Source organism: Pedobacter aquatilis (genome assembly GCF_032678405.1).
Taxonomy (GTDB): domain Bacteria; phylum Bacteroidota; class Bacteroidia; order Sphingobacteriales; family Sphingobacteriaceae; genus Pedobacter; species Pedobacter aquatilis_A.
This window is the reverse complement of the sequence record NZ_JAVTSJ010000004.1, coordinates 56103-75721: the sequence shown is the minus strand read 5'-3', so window position 1 is coordinate 75721 and position 19619 is coordinate 56103. Positions and strand designations below refer to the sequence as shown.

20 protein-coding genes are annotated in these 19619 nt (G+C 38.7%); 5 read left to right on the top strand and 15 right to left on the bottom strand.

Annotated features, from left to right (window positions below; all coding sequences use genetic code 11):
* Positions 1-84: 84 nt before the first annotated feature.
* From R2R71_RS11930 to R2R71_RS11915, 4 genes are all read right to left on the bottom strand, one after another.
* Positions 85-315: a hypothetical protein gene (locus R2R71_RS11930; protein ID WP_316831498.1), complete on the bottom strand. Its 231-nt coding sequence runs from the start codon at positions 313-315 to the stop codon at positions 85-87.
* A gap of 142 nt (positions 316-457) precedes the next feature.
* Positions 458-1297 carry an endonuclease/exonuclease/phosphatase family protein gene (locus R2R71_RS11925; protein WP_316831497.1) on the bottom strand — a complete coding sequence of 280 codons (840 nt, stop codon included), beginning with the start codon at positions 1295-1297 and terminating at the stop codon, positions 458-460.
* 27 nt (positions 1298-1324) lie between these two features.
* Positions 1325-3100 carry a RagB/SusD family nutrient uptake outer membrane protein gene (locus R2R71_RS11920; protein ID WP_316831496.1) on the bottom strand — a complete coding sequence of 592 codons (1776 nt, stop codon included), beginning with the start codon at positions 3098-3100 and terminating at the stop codon, positions 1325-1327.
* Between the two features lie 24 nt (positions 3101-3124).
* Positions 3125-6433, bottom strand: a complete 3309-nt coding sequence (locus R2R71_RS11915; RefSeq protein WP_316831495.1) for a TonB-dependent receptor — start codon at positions 6431-6433, stop codon at positions 3125-3127.
* Between the two features lie 445 nt (positions 6434-6878).
* Between R2R71_RS11915 and R2R71_RS11910 the strand changes: the two genes are divergently transcribed.
* Complete coding sequence (locus tag R2R71_RS11910; protein ID WP_316831494.1) at positions 6879-8018, top strand: hypothetical protein; 1140 nt, start codon at positions 6879-6881, stop codon at positions 8016-8018.
* A gap of 60 nt (positions 8019-8078) precedes the next feature.
* On the opposite strand, the gene R2R71_RS11905 is transcribed toward R2R71_RS11910, so the two are convergent.
* The 4 genes from R2R71_RS11905 to R2R71_RS11890 form a co-directional block, all read right to left on the bottom strand.
* A complete protein-coding gene (locus tag R2R71_RS11905) occupies positions 8079-8390 on the bottom strand; it encodes a hypothetical protein (protein WP_316831493.1) in 312 nt (103 codons plus the stop codon).
* A 208-nt stretch (positions 8391-8598) separates the two neighbouring features.
* Positions 8599-9462, bottom strand: coding sequence for a hypothetical protein (locus tag R2R71_RS11900; protein WP_316831492.1), 864 nt, complete (start codon positions 9460-9462; stop codon positions 8599-8601).
* 91 nt (positions 9463-9553) lie between these two features.
* Positions 9554-9847, bottom strand: a complete 294-nt coding sequence (locus tag R2R71_RS11895; protein WP_316831491.1) for a hypothetical protein — start codon at positions 9845-9847, stop codon at positions 9554-9556.
* Positions 9848-9957: 110 nt separating this feature from the next.
* Entirely contained in the window at positions 9958-10437 is a 480-nt protein-coding gene (locus R2R71_RS11890; protein ID WP_316831490.1) for a cupin domain-containing protein, read from the bottom strand.
* A 90-nt stretch (positions 10438-10527) separates the two neighbouring features.
* Between R2R71_RS11890 and R2R71_RS11885 the strand changes: the two genes are divergently transcribed.
* Complete coding sequence (locus R2R71_RS11885) at positions 10528-10893, top strand: helix-turn-helix domain-containing protein (RefSeq protein ID WP_316831489.1); 366 nt, start codon at positions 10528-10530, stop codon at positions 10891-10893.
* On the opposite strand, the gene R2R71_RS11880 is transcribed toward R2R71_RS11885, so the two are convergent.
* Together R2R71_RS11880 and R2R71_RS11875 are read right to left on the bottom strand one after the other, a co-directional pair.
* Positions 10890-11699 (bottom strand): AraC family transcriptional regulator, encoded by an 810-nt coding sequence (locus tag R2R71_RS11880; protein WP_316831488.1) that lies wholly within the window; start codon positions 11697-11699, stop codon positions 10890-10892. The two genes, R2R71_RS11885 and R2R71_RS11880, sit on opposite strands and share 4 nt — an antisense overlap.
* A gap of 74 nt (positions 11700-11773) precedes the next feature.
* Positions 11774-12745 (bottom strand): aldo/keto reductase, encoded by a 972-nt coding sequence (locus R2R71_RS11875; protein ID WP_316831487.1) that lies wholly within the window; start codon positions 12743-12745, stop codon positions 11774-11776.
* 201 nt (positions 12746-12946) lie between these two features.
* Here R2R71_RS11875 and R2R71_RS11870 point away from each other — a divergent pair, with 201 nt between their 5' ends.
* The 3 genes from R2R71_RS11870 (at position 12947) to R2R71_RS11860 (ending at position 14816) form a co-directional block, all read left to right on the top strand.
* Positions 12947-13801, top strand: coding sequence for an AraC family transcriptional regulator (locus R2R71_RS11870; RefSeq protein ID WP_316831486.1), 855 nt, complete (start codon positions 12947-12949; stop codon positions 13799-13801).
* 83 nt (positions 13802-13884) lie between these two features.
* Positions 13885-14301: an OsmC family peroxiredoxin gene (locus R2R71_RS11865; RefSeq protein WP_316831485.1), complete on the top strand. Its 417-nt coding sequence runs from the start codon at positions 13885-13887 to the stop codon at positions 14299-14301.
* A gap of 20 nt (positions 14302-14321) precedes the next feature.
* Positions 14322-14816: a hypothetical protein gene (locus R2R71_RS11860; RefSeq protein ID WP_316831484.1), complete on the top strand. Its 495-nt coding sequence runs from the start codon at positions 14322-14324 to the stop codon at positions 14814-14816.
* Between the two features lie 168 nt (positions 14817-14984).
* Here the strand turns inward: R2R71_RS11860 and R2R71_RS11855 are convergent, their stop codons facing one another.
* The 5 genes from R2R71_RS11855 to R2R71_RS11835 form a co-directional block, all read right to left on the bottom strand.
* Complete coding sequence (locus tag R2R71_RS11855) at positions 14985-15875, bottom strand: LysR family transcriptional regulator (RefSeq protein WP_316831483.1); 891 nt, start codon at positions 15873-15875, stop codon at positions 14985-14987.
* Positions 15876-15887: 12 nt separating this feature from the next.
* Positions 15888-16799 (bottom strand): substrate-binding domain-containing protein, encoded by a 912-nt coding sequence (locus tag R2R71_RS11850; protein WP_316831482.1) that lies wholly within the window; start codon positions 16797-16799, stop codon positions 15888-15890.
* Between the two features lie 9 nt (positions 16800-16808).
* The gene (locus R2R71_RS11845; RefSeq protein WP_316831481.1) at positions 16809-17276 is read right to left on the bottom strand and encodes a DsrE family protein; all 468 of its coding nucleotides are present in this window, start codon (positions 17274-17276) and stop codon (positions 16809-16811) included.
* Between the two features lie 6 nt (positions 17277-17282).
* Positions 17283-18323 carry a c-type cytochrome gene (locus tag R2R71_RS11840; protein ID WP_316831480.1) on the bottom strand — a complete coding sequence of 347 codons (1041 nt, stop codon included), beginning with the start codon at positions 18321-18323 and terminating at the stop codon, positions 17283-17285.
* Positions 18324-18527: 204 nt separating this feature from the next.
* The gene (locus tag R2R71_RS11835; protein WP_316831479.1) at positions 18528-19607 is read right to left on the bottom strand and encodes an efflux RND transporter periplasmic adaptor subunit; all 1080 of its coding nucleotides are present in this window, start codon (positions 19605-19607) and stop codon (positions 18528-18530) included.
* Positions 19608-19619: the final 12 nt, after the last annotated feature.

Genomic DNA, 19619 nt, shown 5'->3' with positions numbered 1-19619 from the left:
ACTAAATTAATGAATTGAATTTCTACCGGTTCAAAAATAAGGATACTATATAAAGCTGGTATAAAGTTCCTGTTAAGGCTTTGTTCAGCATTTATTTACTTCAAAACCGCGATAAGAAAGCATTTCCGCATTATGGTTAATGGTAAGGCGTAAACCCATTTTTTCTATAATGGCCTTAGCCTCAAGGATACTACTGTGTAAATCATTAATTCCCCTGATTTCGATTCCCTTTGGCAGTAGCTTGAATTTGGCCGGCTCAAACTTTAAAATAAAGGCTTGCAGGTCTTTGTTAACCTCAGTATTGTTTTGTTGCATATAGTAAGTTTTATGCTGCAAAAATGCAGGGGTAATCTTAACTAAAAAGCACCTACAGGTTAAGTTTTCAAGAATTGTGGATAACAAAAAACCTTCCCCTTTTTACATGGGAAGGTTTTAATATTCGTAGGTAGGTTAAAAATTACTTTAAAGAAACTTCTGCCAGCACTGGGAAATGATCGGAAGGAAATTTACCAAAGTAAGTATCGGTTAAAATCCCCCATTTACTTGCAGTAAACTGGCTGCTCATGAATATATGGTCGATAACACCTTGTCCACGTGGTGTCCTGAATCCATTTGAAGAACCATTATTGGCATATGGGAACTTAACTTTTGTGTTAACATCAGCCAATACATTTGAGTTTGCTATGCTTTTGTACCATTCACTATCTCTGCCACCGTTAAAGTCTCCCGTTAGCAAAACAGGTTTGGTTCCGGCAATTTCATTTATCTTTTTCAAAATAAGCTTGCTGCTTTCCCTGCGGGCAATCATTCCCTGATGATCATAATGAACATTAAAAGCGAAGAACTGCTTTTTCGTTTTTAAATCTTCCAGATAAACCCATGAGCATATGCGGTTACAACAGGTAACATCCCATCCTTTACCAGGAACATCAGGTGTTTCTGACAACCAGAAATCGCCGCTCTTCAATAGCTTAAACCTGTCTTTTCTGTAAAAAATTGCAGAATGTTCTCCGGCATCTTTTCCGTCATCGCGGCCTTTACCGTACCTTGCATATTCGGGTAAAGCGCCATTGATATCATCTAGTTGATTCTTTAAACCTTCCTGAACACCGAGAATATCGAAACCATGAAAACGGACTAAGTTTGCAACAATCGGTGCACGGTTAACCCAAAGGTTCCCGCTATCGGCAGGATTATCGTACCTAATATTAAAGGTACCGATGGTAATCTCCTGTGCTTTTAGTGCTGTTATACTTAAAGCAAACGCAGCTGTAATTAAAAATATCTTTACTTTCATACTTCTTATTTAAAAGGGTATTATAGCTTACCAGCCATTGTTTTGTTTTAGATTAGGATTTCGTTGAAGATCGGCCAAAGGAATCGGATAGTAATAATTTCTCTCGTTCCATTTACGAGGAATTTCCTTCATCCAGGTAAGTTCACCTGAACTTCCGTTTCTAAGTAGCTGTGAGTTAACCGCAGCACCAACAGTAGCAGAAACATCAACGTAGGTAACTCCGGCAACCGCAGGCGATGGGCGTGTACCCTGATAGAAAGCAACATCCAGAATTCCATCCTCATTCAGATCCATTGGGGTATTTAAGGTTGGTACGTAAAAACCATTCCATTCCTGTTCCATCAATGTACCGCGTTTCCAGCGAAGTAGATCGGCAAAACGTAAGCCTTCAAGACTTAACTCGATACCACGTTCTCTTCTGATTTCGAGCAAGGTTGCATCGCTGATACCAGGAAAGTAGTTGGCAACCAGGTAAGGGTCAGCCGTAACAGGCTTAGTTGTTAATCCACCTGTAATACCTGCTCTTGAGCGTAATGCGCCAACCGTTAAGGTCCAATCTGCATCTGTTAACGTCCCCAGTTCAGCTTTTGCTTCGGCATAATTAAGTAATACTTCGGCATATCTGAATAAAGAAACTGCATTCGTATTTAAAGCACCAGCATCATAGTAAGTGTCGTCTAACGTCCATTTAATAGGCTGATAACCTGTAAAAGTATACGAGAAAACAGGAGGAGCCGGAACCTGCTGACCACTGGTGATACGCTTGTAATCGCCCAGACGAATAGTTTGTTTTAGCCTTAAATCTCTGTTTTTAACCTCATCTTTAAACAACATGGTACGGTATGCCGGATCGTTTGTATAAGGTGTACCATCAAGTTTGAGATAAGTGTTAATAAAAGTGCGGGTAAAGCTGGCCTTTGCTCCGTAAGTACCGCTCGTCCACCACCAGTTAGCTTCATTCAATACACCAAGATTTAAATCTGCCACAGCTGATTGCAATACTTCGCTCGCTACTGGTGTATTGCTTGTAAATACCTGACGATAAGAAACACCGGCACCACCAGCAGTATTTAGTGTATATCCACCTTTTTTAATTATTTCGTCGGCCGCCGCAGCTGCATCTTCCAGCCATTTGTTTGCCGTTGATGCCAGCTTCAATTCGGTATGGTATTTACGAAATGTTCCTTCGAAAAGACATATCCTCGATTTATAGGCATAAGCTACCCATTTTGTAACGGTTGTACGGCTTGCATCGTTGGTACTTGCAATATTTGCACAGGCAAAATTAATATCAGCCAACACTGAATCCATTACCAGCTCTCTTTTATCTCTCCCTGCATTTAATGCGGGGTCATCAATATCAAGTGGTTTTCCTATCCATGGCACATCGCCAAAACGTTTCACTTTTTCCATGTAGAAATAAGCCCGGAAATAACGGGCTATACCAAGATAGTTGTTACGCACTGATGCAGGCACTGCGGGATCTTTACAGTTTTCTATAAAATAGTTAATGTTTCTTAAGTCTCTCCAGGTCCATCCCGAGCTATTGTTAGCAGCGAAACCACCCTCACGAACAAAATCAGGTACTGACTTCACAGCAAGATAATCAGACATGGCATCCTGACTGGTAGAGTTTTTCGGAAGAAAATCCATACCATAAAATGAGTTGGTGTACAGCTTTAATCCGTTCTCAGTACCAAAAACGGCTTCTTTTGTTGCTGTAGATTGTGGTTTCTGATCCAGTTTTTTACAGGCTGCCAAAGCCAGGCAGGCAAGTAAAAAGTATAAATATTGTTTTTTCATCTTCATGTTTTTTTTCCTGGTATTCTAAAAACCAATGTTTAAGCCTAAAGAATAACTTTTCATTAAAGGATAGTTGTAACCATCTCCATTTGTACTTCCTGCATTTAAATCCTGATCGGAAGGCACTGCATTTTCAACATCGATGGTATGTTTAACGATTTTATACATCGGTGAATAGGTAAACAGGTTTTCTCCTGAGAAGAATACTTTCGCACTGCGAAGACCTACCTTGTTTATCCATTTTCCAGGCAAAGTGTAACCAATCTGAAGGTTTTTCATCCTGATATAAGCTACATTTTGCAGATAACGTGTTTGTGCCACGCCTAACGTACGGTTGGTATTGCTTGATGCTGCCCTCGACATTGTTCTTGGGAAATAAGCATCGGTGTTGTCTGGTGTCCACATATTACCTAAATGAAAGGTTGGGATATTGTTGTAAGGGCGATTATACTGGCCCCAGAACATCTCTGTTTCAGTACTCGGATACCATTGTTGTTTACCCACTCCCTGAAAGAAAACAGAGAAAGAGAAATTATGCCAATCGGCGCCAAGGTTTATGCCGTAAAGGTATCTTGGTGCAGAATTACCAATAATTCTTCTGTCGCCGGATTTACCCACTTTATTTTCACCCACGTTGATAAAGCCATCACCATTAAGGTCTCTTAACTTGATATCTCCTGGAAACCACTTTCCCGTAGGTGAAGCACGCATCTGCGGATCTTGCTTAGCATGTGAAGCGATATCAGCATCATCTATAAAAAAACCTTCAGTTTCATAACCCCAGATTTCGCCCAAGGTCTGTCCTTCATAGTAGTCGCTCAACAATTTATCCGGATTGTTATACTTATCTATTTTAGTTTTATTGTCGGCAAGTGTTAATCTTACATTGTAGCGAAAAGGTTTATCAGAAGCGCCAATTTTATCATTCCAGGCTACTGAAACTTCCCATCCCCTGGTTGTTAAATCTGCATAGTTACCTTTTGGCACATCGGCACCGAATACAGCAGGAGGTGTTAATCCAAAGGTAAACATGTCAGTTGTTTTACGGATATAAGCATCGCCGGCAAATGTTAATCGACCCGAAAACATTGTTAAATCAAGACCAAGGTTGCTTGTAGTTGAGGTTTCCCAGGTAAGTCCATCAGGTAAAACTGCCGGAATACGTGTAGTTTGCGGTCTTACACCGTTTAAGATCACTCCCGACTGGCTGATATTAAAAATTTCCTGAAAGGCATATGATGCGATGTTACCATTTCCAAGCGAACCATAAGAAGCACGTAGTTTTAAATCAGAGATAAGCTTATCAGAAACACTCCAGAATGCTTCCTTATTAATTCTCCATCCGGCAGAAACTGAAGGGAAAAAACCATAACGCTGACTGGCAGGAAATTTTGATGAACCATCATATCTGGCATTTACTTCAAGGAGGTAACGGCCTTTAAAAGTATAGTTTAACCTGGAGAAACCACCAAGTATAGCCCACTGCTCATAACCTCCACCAGTAGCAATTGACTGTCCCAAGGCAAGGTTTAAATCTGTAGCATCCTCAAAAATAATCCCGTTTCGCTGTACAGCTATACGGTTATATGTAGATTGTTCATAGTTATAACCAGCCATGGCTTTAAGGTAATGGTCAGTACCAAACCTGTTTTCGTACTCGGCGTAAATATTGGTTGCCAGGTATTGCGTTTCACGTTGGTCGAACAAAAGATCGTTCGTAGTTGTACCCACAAACGCGGTAACGCCCCGGCTGTTACTGTAGGGCACTTGCACTCTTTTCTGCTCAATATTATTATTAGTATTACGGAAAGTGAAATCGGCATTTACCCTGAATTTATTATTGAAGAAATTGGTTCTAAGCCCAGTGATATTTCTAAAAACCTGACGGCGGGTATCGATGCCGTTTTTCCCATAAATAAAATCACCAACAGTATATGCTGCAGCAAAAGTAAGCGAGCCATCAGGGTTGAATATTGGCATAGTTGGTTTACCTTCATCAGCAATGTTACGCCAGATTCCACCGCCCTCGCCAACATTAATCGGGTTGTGGTAATTCATAACAGAGTAATCGGCGTTGTTCTCGATGGTTAACCATGGATATACCTGCACCGAACCTCTTGCACGAATATTTTTCATGTCGTAATCGTCGCTGTTATACTTAAATAAACCATCCTGGTTCAAAAAGCGACCCGATACCAGGAATGAAGCTTTTTCGCCGCCACCACTAACAGAAAGGTTGTTTTCAGTTGCTGCTGTATTTTTCTTATACAATTCGGCGTAGTAGTCTGTACTTCCGTAATAAGTGTACTCACCAGTTGTCGGATTTACCTCAATCTGGTTGTAGGGTTGTCCGGATTCTGCTCTTCTTTTGAACTCATCGAGATAAGCTTGCGAAAATTTCTGTGTTTTATTGGCATTCTGAGGAAAAGCTCCATCACCATTTACAAAAGCTTCAGCAAACATTTTTGCCCAGGTATATCCATCCGTTACGAAATCAGGAACCTGCAGTGGACTTTTAATCGCATAATTAGTTGAAAAATTGATACTCGTACGGCCTTTTTCAGCTTTTTTAGTTGTGATTAAAACCACACCAAAAACCCCTCTGGCACCATAAATAGCAGCCGAAGCGGCATCTTTCAGTACGGTAACGCTTTCAACATCGTTTGGGTTTAAAAGACTTGGGTCTCCCTCAAAACCATCGATTAAAATTAGTGCACTTCCTCCCTGCCCGATTGAAGTTGTACCCCGAACATTATAACTTGGAGATTGTGTTGGTTTACCATCCATCATTTTCAGATTTAAGTTTGGTATTAAACCTTGTAAACCTTGCGTAAGATTAGTAACCGGCCTGTTTTCCAGGTTTTTCGCACTTATCTGGTCTACAGCCCCGGTAGCATTTTCTCTTTTCTGTGTTCCATAACCAACTACAAGTACTTCATTTAAGCTTCCTGTTTCGCCTTTTAATGTGATATTCAATGGTGTATTGTCTGCAGATTTTACTACAACTTTCCCCAAAGTAACTGTAGTGTAAGAAATGAAACTTACCTGAATGGTATATGTTCCGGCCGGCACACTTATTTTAAATGTACCATCTGGATTGGTTTGCGTTACTTTATTCAATTCACGCACCACAATGCTTGCGCCTGGAAGTGTTTCTCCTTTTTCATCAACCACCTTTCCGGTAATAGTACCCTGTTCTTGTTTGTGGGATGTAATGGACAAGTCCATCGGTTCAACGCCTGCCATTGCAGGGCTGCTGAGCAAAGCCATCGGAAGCATGGTCACCACACTAAAAAGTGTATACTTCCGCATGAGCAGTAAAGTTTTTTTCATCAGTTAAATAATTAGTTATGGGTATTAAACCGTTTTAGTCTATTCTGTAGGTTCCCTAGAATTGGCGCAAAACTATCGTCCGGATATAAACCTATCATTAACTTATTTTAACCTTTGAAGTTGTATGGAAAAAGAACTATTTTAAGCATATCACCTTAATTTTATCCTGCTTTTCAAGACATTTATCGAACTTAAGAAGTAATAATTTGCATTTTAACTTAAGCTGATGGCATGTACAATGCTAATAATTAAAGAGATTTTTTCAAGACAAAGGATTACTGGTTTCGCAAAGCTGTTAAGTTCCCGTTAAATATTTTTTAAGAAATTACAACAAGCTTAAAAACAATAGATTTCTTTAATTTCATCACTAAAACTTAATGGGTAAAATTTGTATTTAACCCGAAACAGGTTCATCTTTGCCTGAGACATTTTACCGCTTAAAAAGATGAGAAAATTGATTTCAGTTGTGTTTCTGTTATTCGCAGTGATTGGCAATAGTTTCTGCCAGGAACTTAAGCTTCCTGATTCAATTTATTCGGGCGAACAAGGTAATTTTCATGTTCAGGGTATCGCAATTGACCGAACAAAAGGTTTCACTTATTTTTCTTTTACCAATAAGCTGGTAAAAACAGATTTATCAGGCAAATTACTTGGCAGTGTTACAGGTTTTATCGGCCACCTGGGTGATATAGACATTAATGAAAAAGGGGATATTTATGCCTCGCTTGAATATAAAAATGATGCAATTGGCAAAGGAATAAAGAAAGAGCTTGGAATTCAGAATCCTGGTGAGGACGGTTTCTATATAGCCATTTTCGATGCATCAAAAATAACAAAACCTGATATGCAGGCCGATGAATCAGATCTGTTAACTACTGTATTTATTAAAGAAGCTGTTAACGATTATAATGCAATTTTAAAAACTGAAAATACCGAAATACTACACCGCTTTGCCTGTTCAGGTATAGATGGCATTGCATTCGCCCCGGCTGCTGGAGCCCCGGTTAACAGCAAAAAGTTTCTTTACATTGCTTATGGTATTTATGGAGATGTTAATCGTAATGATAATGACAATCAGGTTATTTTGAAATATGACACAGGCAACTGGCAAAAATACGCGAGAGTTTTAACTCAAGGTAATCTGCATCAATCAGGCCCTAAAAAACCCGCAGGCAAATACTTTGTTAAAACGGGGAATACACGCTACGGCATACAAAACCTGGCTTATGATGAAACAAGCGGAAATTTATTTGCCGCTGTTTATAAAGGAGCAAAACCACAATATCCAAACTATGATTTGTTTGTTATCGACATGAAGAAAAAACCTGGCACGTCTTCGATTTCCTTTGGTAACGAAAGTATCAAAGTACAAACACTGGCATTGCTCAATGCAGGCCTTCGCGATACTTCATCAGGTATAAACGGCTGGCACTTTAAATGGGGTGCAACAGGGCTTTGCCCTATTGGTAATGGCCGTTTTTATATTTCGCACGATAAAAAAACAAAAGCTGGCGTTCAAAGTACAACAATTCATCAATATCGATGGACCGGCGAGGCAACTGAACCGTTTATATTGGTAAATTAAAAATAAATCAGATAAAAAAGAGGACAAATATGCTTTAGGGCTTATGTCCTCTTTTCTTTATTATTCGTTATTTCGGGTAGAAATAGTTGCTGTTTTATTCGAATCTGGTACGTTTACCGGAATAGTATCAGCATGTTTCTTATTTTTCCTTTTGAACAGATTATTCAATTTCTCACCTGCTTTATTTAAAACTTTATCTGTAACATTATCGGCCGTTTTACTTACAGTTTTGTCTACTACTTTATCAGTCGAGCGGTCGACTGAGTTTCCTAAGGCTGTTTTTGCTTTTTCATTGAGTTTGCTCAAAACCTGTGCTTTTGTCATCCCTGCTGTTCCAATGGTTAGGAAAAGGATAAATAATACTTTTTTCATAAGATTTGTTTTTAATGAAACTTACAGCATCCTGGTTTTTCAGTTTAGTAGTTGTACTTAGAACCAGGATTTTTTACATTATTTCTTATGATAAAAATAGTAGAGCTGATGAGGCTGGTCAATCCTGTAAAAAGGTGATTTTTTGAGTTTACTAAAGACTTAGGCCGATATAATTTTATGTAAAACAATTTATTGCACGGTTAACAAACTATTTCTTTCCAGAGAAATTAAACTTCCTGGCATACTCTTTTTTAATCTGGATGAGGATAACGCCATTAGCTCCTTTTGCACCATATAAAGCAGTTGCCTTTGCATTGGTTAAAACTTCCAGTTTTTCTATCCACGCCGGATTAAAGTCATCCATTCGCGAAGGCGCTATTTCACAGCTTTTTTTCCCCGAAGAAACAACATACAACGGTACATTGATCCTTGTCCCAGCAACTACGCCTCCAAGCCTGATAACCACCGGCTGCTTAACCTTAATTACCATGTTATCCTTTAAAAAAAGTTCTGCTACTGATTGTCCGTTTAGATCTAAGACAAAAGGAACGGCATTATTTACATCCTGCAGGATAATCTCCATTTTCCCGCTACTATCCGAAACAGCCAGTACGTTCTGAAAATTTTTCTGTCTTAAGCGAACACCGCTTAAAGGCTTACCAGTCAAACTGTCGACAACATGAACAGTAATTTTCTGATTTAATTCAGGCAATTTAAATTCATCTTGTGGGGCTAATTTATCTGGTGAAGAATTATTTACAACCACCGGTTTTAACTGCTGTGCCTGTACTGGCGTAATCGCAATAGCGCCAATGGCAAGCGGCATTAACCAATGCCAGTTCTTTTTTGCAGGTGGCACTATTAATTTTCGATTAAGCTGGCTTGAAAGTAAACGTCCGCAAACATTATCTTTCTTTCTTTTAAAGAATTGGATTAGTTCTGCATCTGATTTGTCGGTAAGATCAACAATATTTTTTTCGCAGCGATCGCAGTAACGTCCGGCACCTGTTGCTGCCATATTCTCCCACTGTTCTAAACAAGGGTTAGTTAAAATCAATTGTATGTCTTTCACCTTTGCATTTTAAGTAATGATGCACAACACTTATGCATTCCATACCAATGGTAAAAAAATATACAAACTACCCTATTAATTCTGCTGCTTGTTAAATCTCCTGACGTAAAGCTTTCATGGTATCAAGTACAAAATGCATGGATGGGTTGCTTAAATCAGGGTTTCTTAATCCTGCCAGCAAGTTATCATTCCAGCTTATCAACGCATCTTCCGGCGTTTCTCCTGTTCCGCAGATACCCGTTTGCAGATCTGTTCCGAGTACTGCATAATACACCTTATTGATTAGGTAAACAGCAGGACGAAATTCATTTACGTACTGTGGCAGCCGAAAGCGGCTAAATTCGAAGTTTATTTGTTCCCGGGACTGAACATTAATATCATCCATACTACTAGGCTTTATTGTTCATCAACTTAAACGCTGTAATATTGCAACTTGTTTTTTTCCTGCCAGTTAAATTAACATTATCAAACTGTTATTAATGATGTGAAATTTAATTATATTTTTGAGGCATCTATTAACACAGCAAGCTGAATACATGGAACATCAGACCGATTGCTCCAGGCATGCCCCGTACCTCGTTGAATCACTATATCGCCAGCCTTAAGCAATGTTTCCGAATCGTCAAGAACCAGGTATATTTCTCCGGAAGCGATAATTATATAATCCAGTGTATCGGTTTGGTGAAATAAGGGATGGCGTTTCCCGGTTCTATTGCCTTCAACTTGGAGTGTATTGTCGGGAGGAATGGAAACATATCTAAAATAGGTTCCGTTTTCAGGAGTGTTTGGAAATGCCGTATTTTCAATTTCAGGCATTTGTGTTAAGCTTGCCGGCATTTCAGTCGTTGCCCATACATCTGAAATAACCAACCCTGGTATGTGTTCAACAACATTCTTTGCCTGTCCGTCAGAAATTATTTTCGATTGTCCATTTTGTTCGCCAGTAATTACTACTCTTGGTATTTTTTTAAACATAAACTATATTTTTAATCGAAAACAAATTACGGGAAGCATTTACATATATTTGAAATTACTAACTCAAAGGTTAGCCCTTTAAAATTATTTATGGCAGAAAATCAGAATATAAATTATCCGCAATGCATCAAAGAATTATTAAGCCTTAGGGATAGTTTTGATACGCTAAGTGGCAAATGGAAACTACCTATTATGCAATATCTTTTTAACCGGAAAGATGAGTTTAATCATTTCAGAAAAATCGCTGATGGCATTCCTGGAATATCGGATAAAATGCTGGCAAAAGAGCTAACTGACTTAGTACATAACCACCTGATTTGCAAAATTCCATCACCTGATTATCCTTTAAAAAAAGGATATAGCATTTCGCAACATGGTGAAAGCACCATCCCGGTAATTAAAACACTTGTAAACTGGGGCAAAACACATCGCGAAGTAATCAAAACTTTAGCTTAGCTTAAAGCTGTAGGTGTTTTACCAAACTTTTTCCTGAAGGCATTAGAGAAATGAGAAAGGCTTTCGAAACCAAGGTCGAGGTAAATAGCTGATGGCTTACTGTTTCTATGTTCGATCAGGTGTCTTGCTTCATTCAGGCGTTTATCCTGCAGCCATTGTCTTGGAGCCATATTAAAAGTCTTCTGAAAATCGCGTTTAAAGCTGGCAAGGCTCCTACCCGTTAAGCGGGCAAATTTCTCAACAGGGATGTTATAATGAAAATTACTGATCATGAATTTCTCCAGGTCCATTTTATGGGGTTCAGAAAAATCAAATAAGAATTCGCGAAGCTCGGGTTTCATATATAACAGCAATTGTACTGCTTCCTTAACCTTCAATAAACCTACTGCTTTAGTAATTTTTTCGTCGGGATGACTCACATACGGTTTTATCGATTGAAAAAATCCCTGCAGGAAATCATTCGCTGGAATATGAATATTGTTAGTACCACTGTATTTCTGGTCGATAACTATTTTTTCTTCCAAAGCAATTTGCCTAAGCAAATCATTCTGCAAACAGATGATAATGGTTTGATAAGTACCTTCCTCCAGAGGCGCTTTTGTTAAGGTGGCCAGCTGATTCTTCCTGATCAATAGCATTTCATTCTTTTCCATCGACACCTTTTCACTTGCGGTTTCAATGGTAAAACGCCCCGAAACCTGTAACACAAGCGTATTGTGTTCAAGGAAAGCTACCTTATCCTTTCGTTGCTTTGCATAGTAGGAATAGAAGATAAATTCAGGAAGAATTTCTGTGGGATTGATCATAGTTTAAATATATAAAAAAGCACGATTGCTTGCCTACAATAGCAAGATTTGGGGCTTGTAAAGCCCCGGCACTTTTAACGCTGAAGATAGGTACCCCCTAAAATTGCACCTGGTGCAAAAGCAGTATTTAAAGTTTCTAATTCTGCTGCACTTAGCTCAATATTCATTGCCGCAATATTTTCAGGTAAACGTGAACGACTGCTCATACTGACTAATGGCATGATGTGTTTACCTTGTGTATTTACCCATGCAATGGCAATTTGAGTAGGCGTAACCCCTCTTTCACTAGCTACTTTTTTTAACACTTCTACCGTTTCAAGGTTTTTTATCAGGTTATCACCCTGAAAACGAGAGAAATGATTCAGGTGATTATCAGGTGCAAGTGGTGCTTTTAAATTACCTGTTAGTAAACCTTCGGCAGTATTGGCAAAAGCTACCACACTAATTCCAAGCGCTTCAGCTGTAGGCAACAAGTCATTCTCAATCTGACGATCAGCTAATGAATAGCCTATTTCTAATGCTGATACAGGATAAACGCTATTTGCTTTACGGAGCTGGTCGGCTGTGATTTCTGAAACACCCAGATGACGTACTTTGCCCTCTTTGATCAGGTCGGCCACAGTACCAATAATATCTTCAACCGGAACACTGTTATCCATACGGCAAGGCTGGTAAAGGTCTATTGTTTCGATTCCCAAACGCACCAGTGAGTAGTTAATAAAGTTTTTGATAGCCATTGGCCGTAAATCCAGACCAAGCCACTGCCCATTGTGGAAGATAGCACCAAATTTTACACTAATAAAAGCATCGTCTCTTCTTCCCTTTACAGCTTTTCCAACCAGCAATTCGTTATGGCCAGCGCCGTAGAAATCACCAGTATTTAAAAAGTTAATGCCATTATCCAATGCAGCGTTAATTGTTGCTATACTTTCTGCTTCATCGCGGGCCGCACTTCCCCATACCGAAGACATGCGCATGCAACCTAAGCCCAGTTTTGAAACCAAGGGGCCATTTTTACCTAAATTTATTTTTGTGATATTTTCCATTGTAATTCTGTTTAAATCTAATAACACAAATCTCAATGTTTTGTGCGGTTAAAGATGTTCCAGAAAGCTCAAATTATTTGCCTGTACGGCTCATTGTTTATCAGGCTAAGGCAAATTCATAATGACCTAAGAAATGTAATGATTTAAAAGACTTTCATAATAAAATACCAAATGAGTTATATTTGAACAACCCTGAAAATCATGATAAGCGATCACGAAAGCTATACACTGTTTGGTAAGACACTACTGGAAGTACTTGTTTTAAAACCACCTTTCACTTTTGAGATGCCAGCTGCCGACAATGCTTGTTTCCATTACATGCTGGAGAATGAAATGCAGTATAAAATAGATGATAAGCCTCTGAATATTGCAAACAAAGAATCGGTTTTGCTCAATTGTAGAAATGTGGGTAATAATATGCGTAGCATTCACTCTGCCCAAGAAAATAAACTGGTAATTGTTCATTTCCACCCTGATATTTTAAAGAAAATCTATGATCGGGAAATGCCCACACTATTGCAAAAACCTAAAAATGCAGTTTCCAATAAAACCAGTGAACGCATCAGTAACGACTTCTTAATACAGAAATACATTGAAGGGCTTTTATTCTATTTTGAAAATCCAATGCTGGTTAACGAGGATATTCTCATTTTGAAATTAAAGGAAATCATCATTTTACTTTCCCAAACCAAAAATGCAGAAGCCCTTCAAATGATATTATCTCAATTATTTTCACCTGCTATCTATTCTTTCAGGCAAATTATAGAAGCCAATCTTTTTTCTGTCTTGACCTTAAATGAACTTGCAGATTATTGTAACCTCAGTTTATCCTCTTTTAAACGTGAATTTGCAAAACACTATGATGATACCCCAGCCAATTACATCAAAACGCAGCGACTTGAAAAGGCTACCGACCTGCTAACTGTTTCAAATAAAAGAATAAGCGATATTGCATTTGAATGCGGTTTTAATGATTTGGCTAATTTTACCCGAAGTTTCCACGATAAATACGGAATAAGTCCAAGCCAATTCAGACTGAACCAAATTGCCAAATAATTGAACTGATTCGCAAAAAGCCTTTCTATTTTCTCTACAATCTTTGTATCGTCAATAACGACAGTACATTAAAAAAAGAAAATATGAAACGCACAGCGAAAGCACACTGGACTGGAAACCTTAAAGAGGGTAAAGGCGAATTAAATACCCCAAGTGGAATTTTAAACCATGCCAATTATAGTTTTAAAACCCGTTTTACCGGTGAAGAAACAGGTACAAATCCTGAAGAATTGTTAGCAGCGGCCCATGCAGGATGCTTTACCATGGCCGTTAGTGCCGCATTAACTGAAAAAGGATTAAACCCCATTGCATTAACTACTGAAGCGACCGTTCAAATGGAAGGATTATCAATTACTGCAGTTCATCTTCAAATTACCGGTTCTGTAGATGGTATCAATACCGACGAATTTGAAGCCGTTACGAAAAATGCAGAAAAGAATTGTTTAATATCAAAGGTATTAAACATCAAAATTAGCTCAGAAGCACATTTAATTTCTTAACCTTTAAACAACCTTAATTTATGGGACTATCAACGCTGGGTATCTTTCATACCTTTATTGGGGTTATTGCCATTGTTGCAGCTATTGTATCGTATATCAGGTATAGCAAAATTAATCTGGCCGAATTATCAGGCAAAATATACCTTTACAGCACTATTGTTACTGCACTAACAGCATTGGGCATTTCAAAACACGGCGGATTTAATCCAGGGCATGTATTCTCGGTATTTATTTTAATATTAGTGGTTGTAGCTAACTTTCTTCACCGTAAAAAGCAAGGAAATAACCGTAACCGTTATATCGAGAATTTCTTTTTATCTTTTAGTTTTTTCCTTTCGTGGGTACCAACGATAAATGAAACCTTTACGCGTGTACCACTCGCAAAGCCCTTGGCTACAGGGCCAAATGACCCGATTATTGCTAAAACCTTATTGCTACTGCTGATTTTATTTATTGCTGGTACTGTTCTTCAGTTTTTAAAACAAAAGAAGATAAACGGCTTTATAAACAAGTAAACTTAAGGCAATAAGTAAAAAAAAATCCTTACTCCGATGTGGTAAGGATTTTTTTATTAAAGAAATTCCTGAACAAAATTAATGGATTACTTTAAGGGTTTAGCTGATACTGGAAAAAGTAAAATAGATCTTCCAATTATTAAAATCTAAAATAAATAACGAATGCAGTTAAGATGTTTTTGCCAAAATAGATTTTAGAAAAGCTTTAATCAAATTATTTGTTTCTGTTTTATGGGTAATGAAATAAAAAAATCGCCTGATGTCCAGCCCATCTACATCAACAATTTTCAGATCTCCACATTTAAGTTCTTTAAGAATAGCATGAACGGATAAAAAAGCATGGCTTTCTGATTCGAGCAAATAAGACTTAATGGCTTCTGTACTTTCGAGGGTGATTTCACGCTGCAAATCGCCGGGATTAATATTAACATGCTTTAAAGCAGCATCGATCACCTCCAGCGAACCCGAGCCAGGCTCTCGTAGTACCATGGGAATAGTTTTGAGTTCAGCAACGGATAAAGCCAGCTCCCTGTTTCTTAGTTTACCATTTGCAGTACATAAAACAAGTTCATCTTTACACCATGGCTGATATACAATGTGTTGCCTTTTCGACTGACCCTCAACCAAACCCACATCAATTTTATTTTCGAGCAGCAGGTTCTCTATGGTTTCGGTGTTTCCTGAAATCAGGTTTATCTCTACCTCAGGAAAGTTTTGCTTAAAAGCTGCAAGGTATTTTGGTAACACATAACTGGAAATGGTATTACTTGCACCAATTCTTAAACTCCCAACTAGTTTGTTGGTCAGCGAAGCCATATCAGCATCCATCTTGCCATGTACGTCCATTAACTTTGCAACCGATTCAAGCAGTACCGTACCAGCAATACTTAACTTAATTTTAGTTCCGTTTCTTTCGAAAAGACGTGTATGGTAATGCGCTTCAATTTCCCTGATGTGCTTACTCACTGCCGGTTGGCTGATAAAAAGTTCTTCAGCAGCTTTGGTAAAATTCAGCCGCCGGGCAACGACATAAAAAACTTTCAATCTAAAATCAAACATCTGAAGTAAGGCTTAGTCGGTAGTAAATCCAAATTTACGATAAATCTTTTTGGCCTTTTCGCTTTGCATGAAGTCCATAAAATCTTTTGCCGCTTTCTGATGTGGCGCATTTTTCATCTGGCCAGCCACATAGGTAGCTTCGATATTTTCGCCATCAGGAATTTCCACCATTTCAATCGGATTTCCAATCATCTGCTGATAAAATGCTTCAGAATACCAGACTGGTCCAGCCTGCGCCTGTTCATATAAAATCCTCATCGGGGTTTGCCTGTGGTGTATTTGTGTAAGATAAGTTGACTTGTCTTTAACTTTATCTTCCATAATTTTCATTTTCAACGATTCACCTCCGGCCTTCACATATGCTTCTTCAATCCGTTTACCAATCCCCTCCCATTCCGGATTTGGCATGGAAACGATAATTTCATTCCTGCCTAAATCTTTCAGGCCTGTAATTTTCTGTGGATTACCTTTCTGCACCATAATGGCTAACTTATTTTTTGCATAAGCTTCTGTTCTGGAAAACCAGGCCGCATTTTCAACAATTTTCGATTTACCGGCGGTATAAATATCCGGTGCATTCGAAATCCTCATATTGCCAATGGTTATAGAACCACTTTTAATCTGACGGGCAAGGATTCCCGGAGGCAAAGTTTCGGCAAATACCCTGGTATATTGTGGATAAGCCAGTTTAAATTCAGCCAGCAAGTCATCTATCACCATAAACTGATTACCCGCAAAAAATATAACGAGCTGAGGATCCGTAATATCTCCATATAGATCAGGAACATTGTCGATTCCTTTTATGGTAAAATTGAGACCATCGTTAAAGGGTTTGTTCCAGGGCGGATCGAAGCGCTGTTCTTGTGCCTGCACATTAAACATTGCTGCTAAAAGTGGTAGTACCAAATAATATCTCTTTTTCATGATAAACTTTTAAGGATGAATAATTGCCCAGCCTTCATCCTGGCGAATAATCAGTTCACCGTTGCCACTGGGTACGAAAGAAATAAAATCGAGTAAGTCAGTCTTTGGTATATTGCGCTCACGAAGTGTATTTTCACATTGTGCGAGAATGACGCCTTTCTTTTGAAGTTCCAGTAATTGGGTGGTGTAAGGTGAATCTTTTTTAAAAGCCACAACACCTCCTCCGTGCACAACAAGTTCTACCTGAAGTTTTCCCTTTAATCGTGGGTCTTCCAATGCATTGCTGATGTTTTTTAAGGTAGCCACAATCTTTTTATCTTCATCAGTATTTAGCTGATATACGGCTTTGTAAGATTTGTTTTTTGTTTGGGCACCATGGAAAACACTAGGTGCTGTTGTTTTTTCCTGAGCAGCTAAATTGAGGCTAAAAAGCATGGCAATGATTGCTACTGTTGTTTTAAGGTTAATCATTTTCATTGTTATTTATTTTGTGTTTTTATGCATTTCTTTAATCGGATTAAAAGGTCCATACTTATGCTGAACTTCACTAAACTGATCGCTGTAAGGTCCAAAAGGAAAATCGATGGGTTTCTTTGAAATGTCTGTCCAGTCGGCATGTTGGTCTTTATGCGGTCGGGGTTGTGAATTTACGAAGGCTGCGATATCCCAGGCTTCTTCATCCGTTAGCAAGGGTTTTTCAGACGATGCGCCAAAAGGCATATTACTTTTTACATAACCTGCGAAATTCGAAATCCGGTATAAACCTGCAGCATCATTGTAACTCTTTTCGCCCCAAAGTGGCGGATAAACAAAACTTTGATTACTGGCATCCATGATCCCGGCTCCTGTATTGCCATGGCATGAACTACATTTACCCTGATAAAGAAGTGCTCCATTTTTTGGATTTGCTGCCCTATCCAGATAAGTTAATTTTTCAATACCAGCTCCTTTTGGGGTAGTACCTTTTCCTGTACCTGTACCCAGGAATTTCATGTAAGCAATCATAGCTTTCATTTCCTTGCTGTTACTATCGGGTGCCGAGCCATTTAAACTACGTTCAAAGCAGTCAGAAATACGCTTAACGATGGTTTCTTTGGTACCTGACCTGGCTCTGAACTTGGGATAAGTACTATAAACCGCTGAATAATTATTTCCAAAAACTTTGGTTCCGGCTTCAAGATGGCAATTCTGGCAATTCATTCCATTTGTGAGTCGGCCAACTATACCTTCAGGGCCTAAGTATTTGGATGTGCTTGCAATTAAATCCTTGCCGTAGCTAATCATTTGCTTATCCTGATTATCAGGTAAATCATCAATTGACGGTGCCTGCCAGAAAACGGCTTCCACAACCTCTTTTTTTACTGCGGTTTTTGGATTCCTATCTTTTTTTGTTTCAGAAATAAGTGCGGGTTCTGGATAAAAGCGCAACATCACCATTGTAAAAACCAGACCAGCAAGCACAACCGTTAACACCAGCAGGACTAAAAGACTGAAACGTATTTGCCTGATAAACTCTTCTATCATACTTCTATTTTTTATTTGTCTTATTTGTTAATACAAAAGTGCTAAGGTCTGTTGTATGAAAGAAATCATTAAAAGTTATTTCAGATAACCAGAAGTTATTGTAATCAAGATACAAACTAAGTTTACCAATTCCTTAAAATTTTAGCGAAAGCAGGCTATTTCAAGAAAAGTGGGGTCAGTTTTACCAACTCCACTTCGAACCAATTACAGCTTTTCTCCCTCCTTAATTTCATCATTCGCAGGTGAAATAATGCTTTCGCCTGCCTTTAACTGTCCAAACACCTCGGTCAGATCGTTTCCTTTCATGCCCTCTTTAATATCAATTAAATGCGCTTTTCCATCCTTTATTCCAACAATATATTTACGTTCAGTAGAGCGTACTATTGCTGAATTTGGTACTAATAATGAAGTTGCGCCGGATTTTAAAGGAATTTCTACCTCTGCATACATCCCCGCCTTTAAACGGTTATCCTGATTGGCTACATCTATTTCAACTGTTTCCTGGCGCATATTACCCAATGAATTGGCCGAACGGCTGATCTTAGCTTTTCTTTGTTCGCCGGGTAAGGCATTGAAATGAAAGCTTACCTGTTGCTCCAGATCAACTTTATCTACATAATCTTCGGGAATGGATACCTCTAAGCGCATGTGCGTTAAATCCTGCAGTACGAGCATTGGCAAATCGCTGTTTTTACCTGCTGATACCAACGCACCGGGAGAAACATTACGATCAACAATAACACCATCAAACGGGGCATAAACTTTAAGGTAATCCTGCATGGTCCGAACAGACGATACATTAGAGCGTTCAGCTTCTGCAATGGCTTTATCGCCACGCATCCTTGATAAGGCATTGTCCAGATCCAGTTGTGAAACAGCGCCTTCTTCTTTAGCGGCTTCTTTTAGTCTTCTGTATTTTTCGGCACTTGCCGATGCATTTTCCCTCGATTGCAGGTATCGTGAATTGGCCGATTGTAATTGCGATTCCAGTTCCGGCGCTTCGAGTGTCATCAACAACTGCCCTTTTTTTACTTTTGCACCTAAATCGACCAGTATATTTTTTACGAAGCCATTTGCCTTTGGAAAAATATTTACCTGATTGAAGGGCTTAAGCACTCCTGGTATGCGTGTATAGCTCGATAAAGCCTGCTCTTCCACTTTTACGGTTTCATATTTAGCTTCTTTATTACTTTTTTCAGGACTGATATCGACTGGTTTATTTCCTCCAGAGCAGGCAGCAAGTACTGTCATTAAAATCAGTACGGGTATGAATTTTATTTTCATGGTTTTATTTCT

What these genes read in the sequence shown, in the direction of transcription:
- R2R71_RS11850 (WP_316831482.1), bottom strand. Translation starts at nt 16,799, where the DNA reads ATGAAAAAGAGATATTATTTGGTACTACCACTTTTAGCAGCAATGTTT.
- R2R71_RS11855 (WP_316831483.1), bottom strand. Translation starts at nt 15,875, where the DNA reads ATGTTTGATTTTAGATTGAAAGTTTTTTATGTCGTTGCCCGGCGGCTG.
- R2R71_RS11915 (WP_316831495.1), bottom strand. Translation starts at nt 6,433, where the DNA reads ATGAAAAAAACTTTACTGCTCATGCGGAAGTATACACTTTTTAGTGTG.
- R2R71_RS11905 (WP_316831493.1), bottom strand. Translation starts at nt 8,390, where the DNA reads ATGAAAAAAGTATTATTTATCCTTTTCCTAACCATTGGAACAGCAGGG.
- R2R71_RS11910 (WP_316831494.1), top strand. Translation starts at nt 6,879, where the DNA reads ATGAGAAAATTGATTTCAGTTGTGTTTCTGTTATTCGCAGTGATTGGC.
- R2R71_RS11890 (WP_316831490.1), bottom strand. Translation starts at nt 10,437, where the DNA reads ATGTTTAAAAAAATACCAAGAGTAGTAATTACTGGCGAACAAAATGGA.
- R2R71_RS11880 (WP_316831488.1), bottom strand. Translation starts at nt 11,699, where the DNA reads ATGATCAATCCCACAGAAATTCTTCCTGAATTTATCTTCTATTCCTAC.
- R2R71_RS11895 (WP_316831491.1), bottom strand. Translation starts at nt 9,847, where the DNA reads ATGGATGATATTAATGTTCAGTCCCGGGAACAAATAAACTTCGAATTT.
- R2R71_RS11845 (WP_316831481.1), bottom strand. Translation starts at nt 17,276, where the DNA reads ATGAAAATGATTAACCTTAAAACAACAGTAGCAATCATTGCCATGCTT.
- R2R71_RS11840 (WP_316831480.1), bottom strand. Translation starts at nt 18,323, where the DNA reads ATGATAGAAGAGTTTATCAGGCAAATACGTTTCAGTCTTTTAGTCCTG.
- R2R71_RS11870 (WP_316831486.1), top strand. Translation starts at nt 12,947, where the DNA reads ATGATAAGCGATCACGAAAGCTATACACTGTTTGGTAAGACACTACTG.
- R2R71_RS11875 (WP_316831487.1), bottom strand. Translation starts at nt 12,745, where the DNA reads ATGGAAAATATCACAAAAATAAATTTAGGTAAAAATGGCCCCTTGGTT.
- R2R71_RS11885 (WP_316831489.1), top strand. Translation starts at nt 10,528, where the DNA reads ATGGCAGAAAATCAGAATATAAATTATCCGCAATGCATCAAAGAATTA.
- R2R71_RS11865 (WP_316831485.1), top strand. Translation starts at nt 13,885, where the DNA reads ATGAAACGCACAGCGAAAGCACACTGGACTGGAAACCTTAAAGAGGGT.
- R2R71_RS11860 (WP_316831484.1), top strand. Translation starts at nt 14,322, where the DNA reads ATGGGACTATCAACGCTGGGTATCTTTCATACCTTTATTGGGGTTATT.
- R2R71_RS11925 (WP_316831497.1), bottom strand. Translation starts at nt 1,297, where the DNA reads ATGAAAGTAAAGATATTTTTAATTACAGCTGCGTTTGCTTTAAGTATA.
- R2R71_RS11835 (WP_316831479.1), bottom strand. Translation starts at nt 19,607, where the DNA reads ATGAAAATAAAATTCATACCCGTACTGATTTTAATGACAGTACTTGCT.
- R2R71_RS11920 (WP_316831496.1), bottom strand. Translation starts at nt 3,100, where the DNA reads ATGAAAAAACAATATTTATACTTTTTACTTGCCTGCCTGGCTTTGGCA.
- R2R71_RS11930 (WP_316831498.1), bottom strand. Translation starts at nt 315, where the DNA reads ATGCAACAAAACAATACTGAGGTTAACAAAGACCTGCAAGCCTTTATT.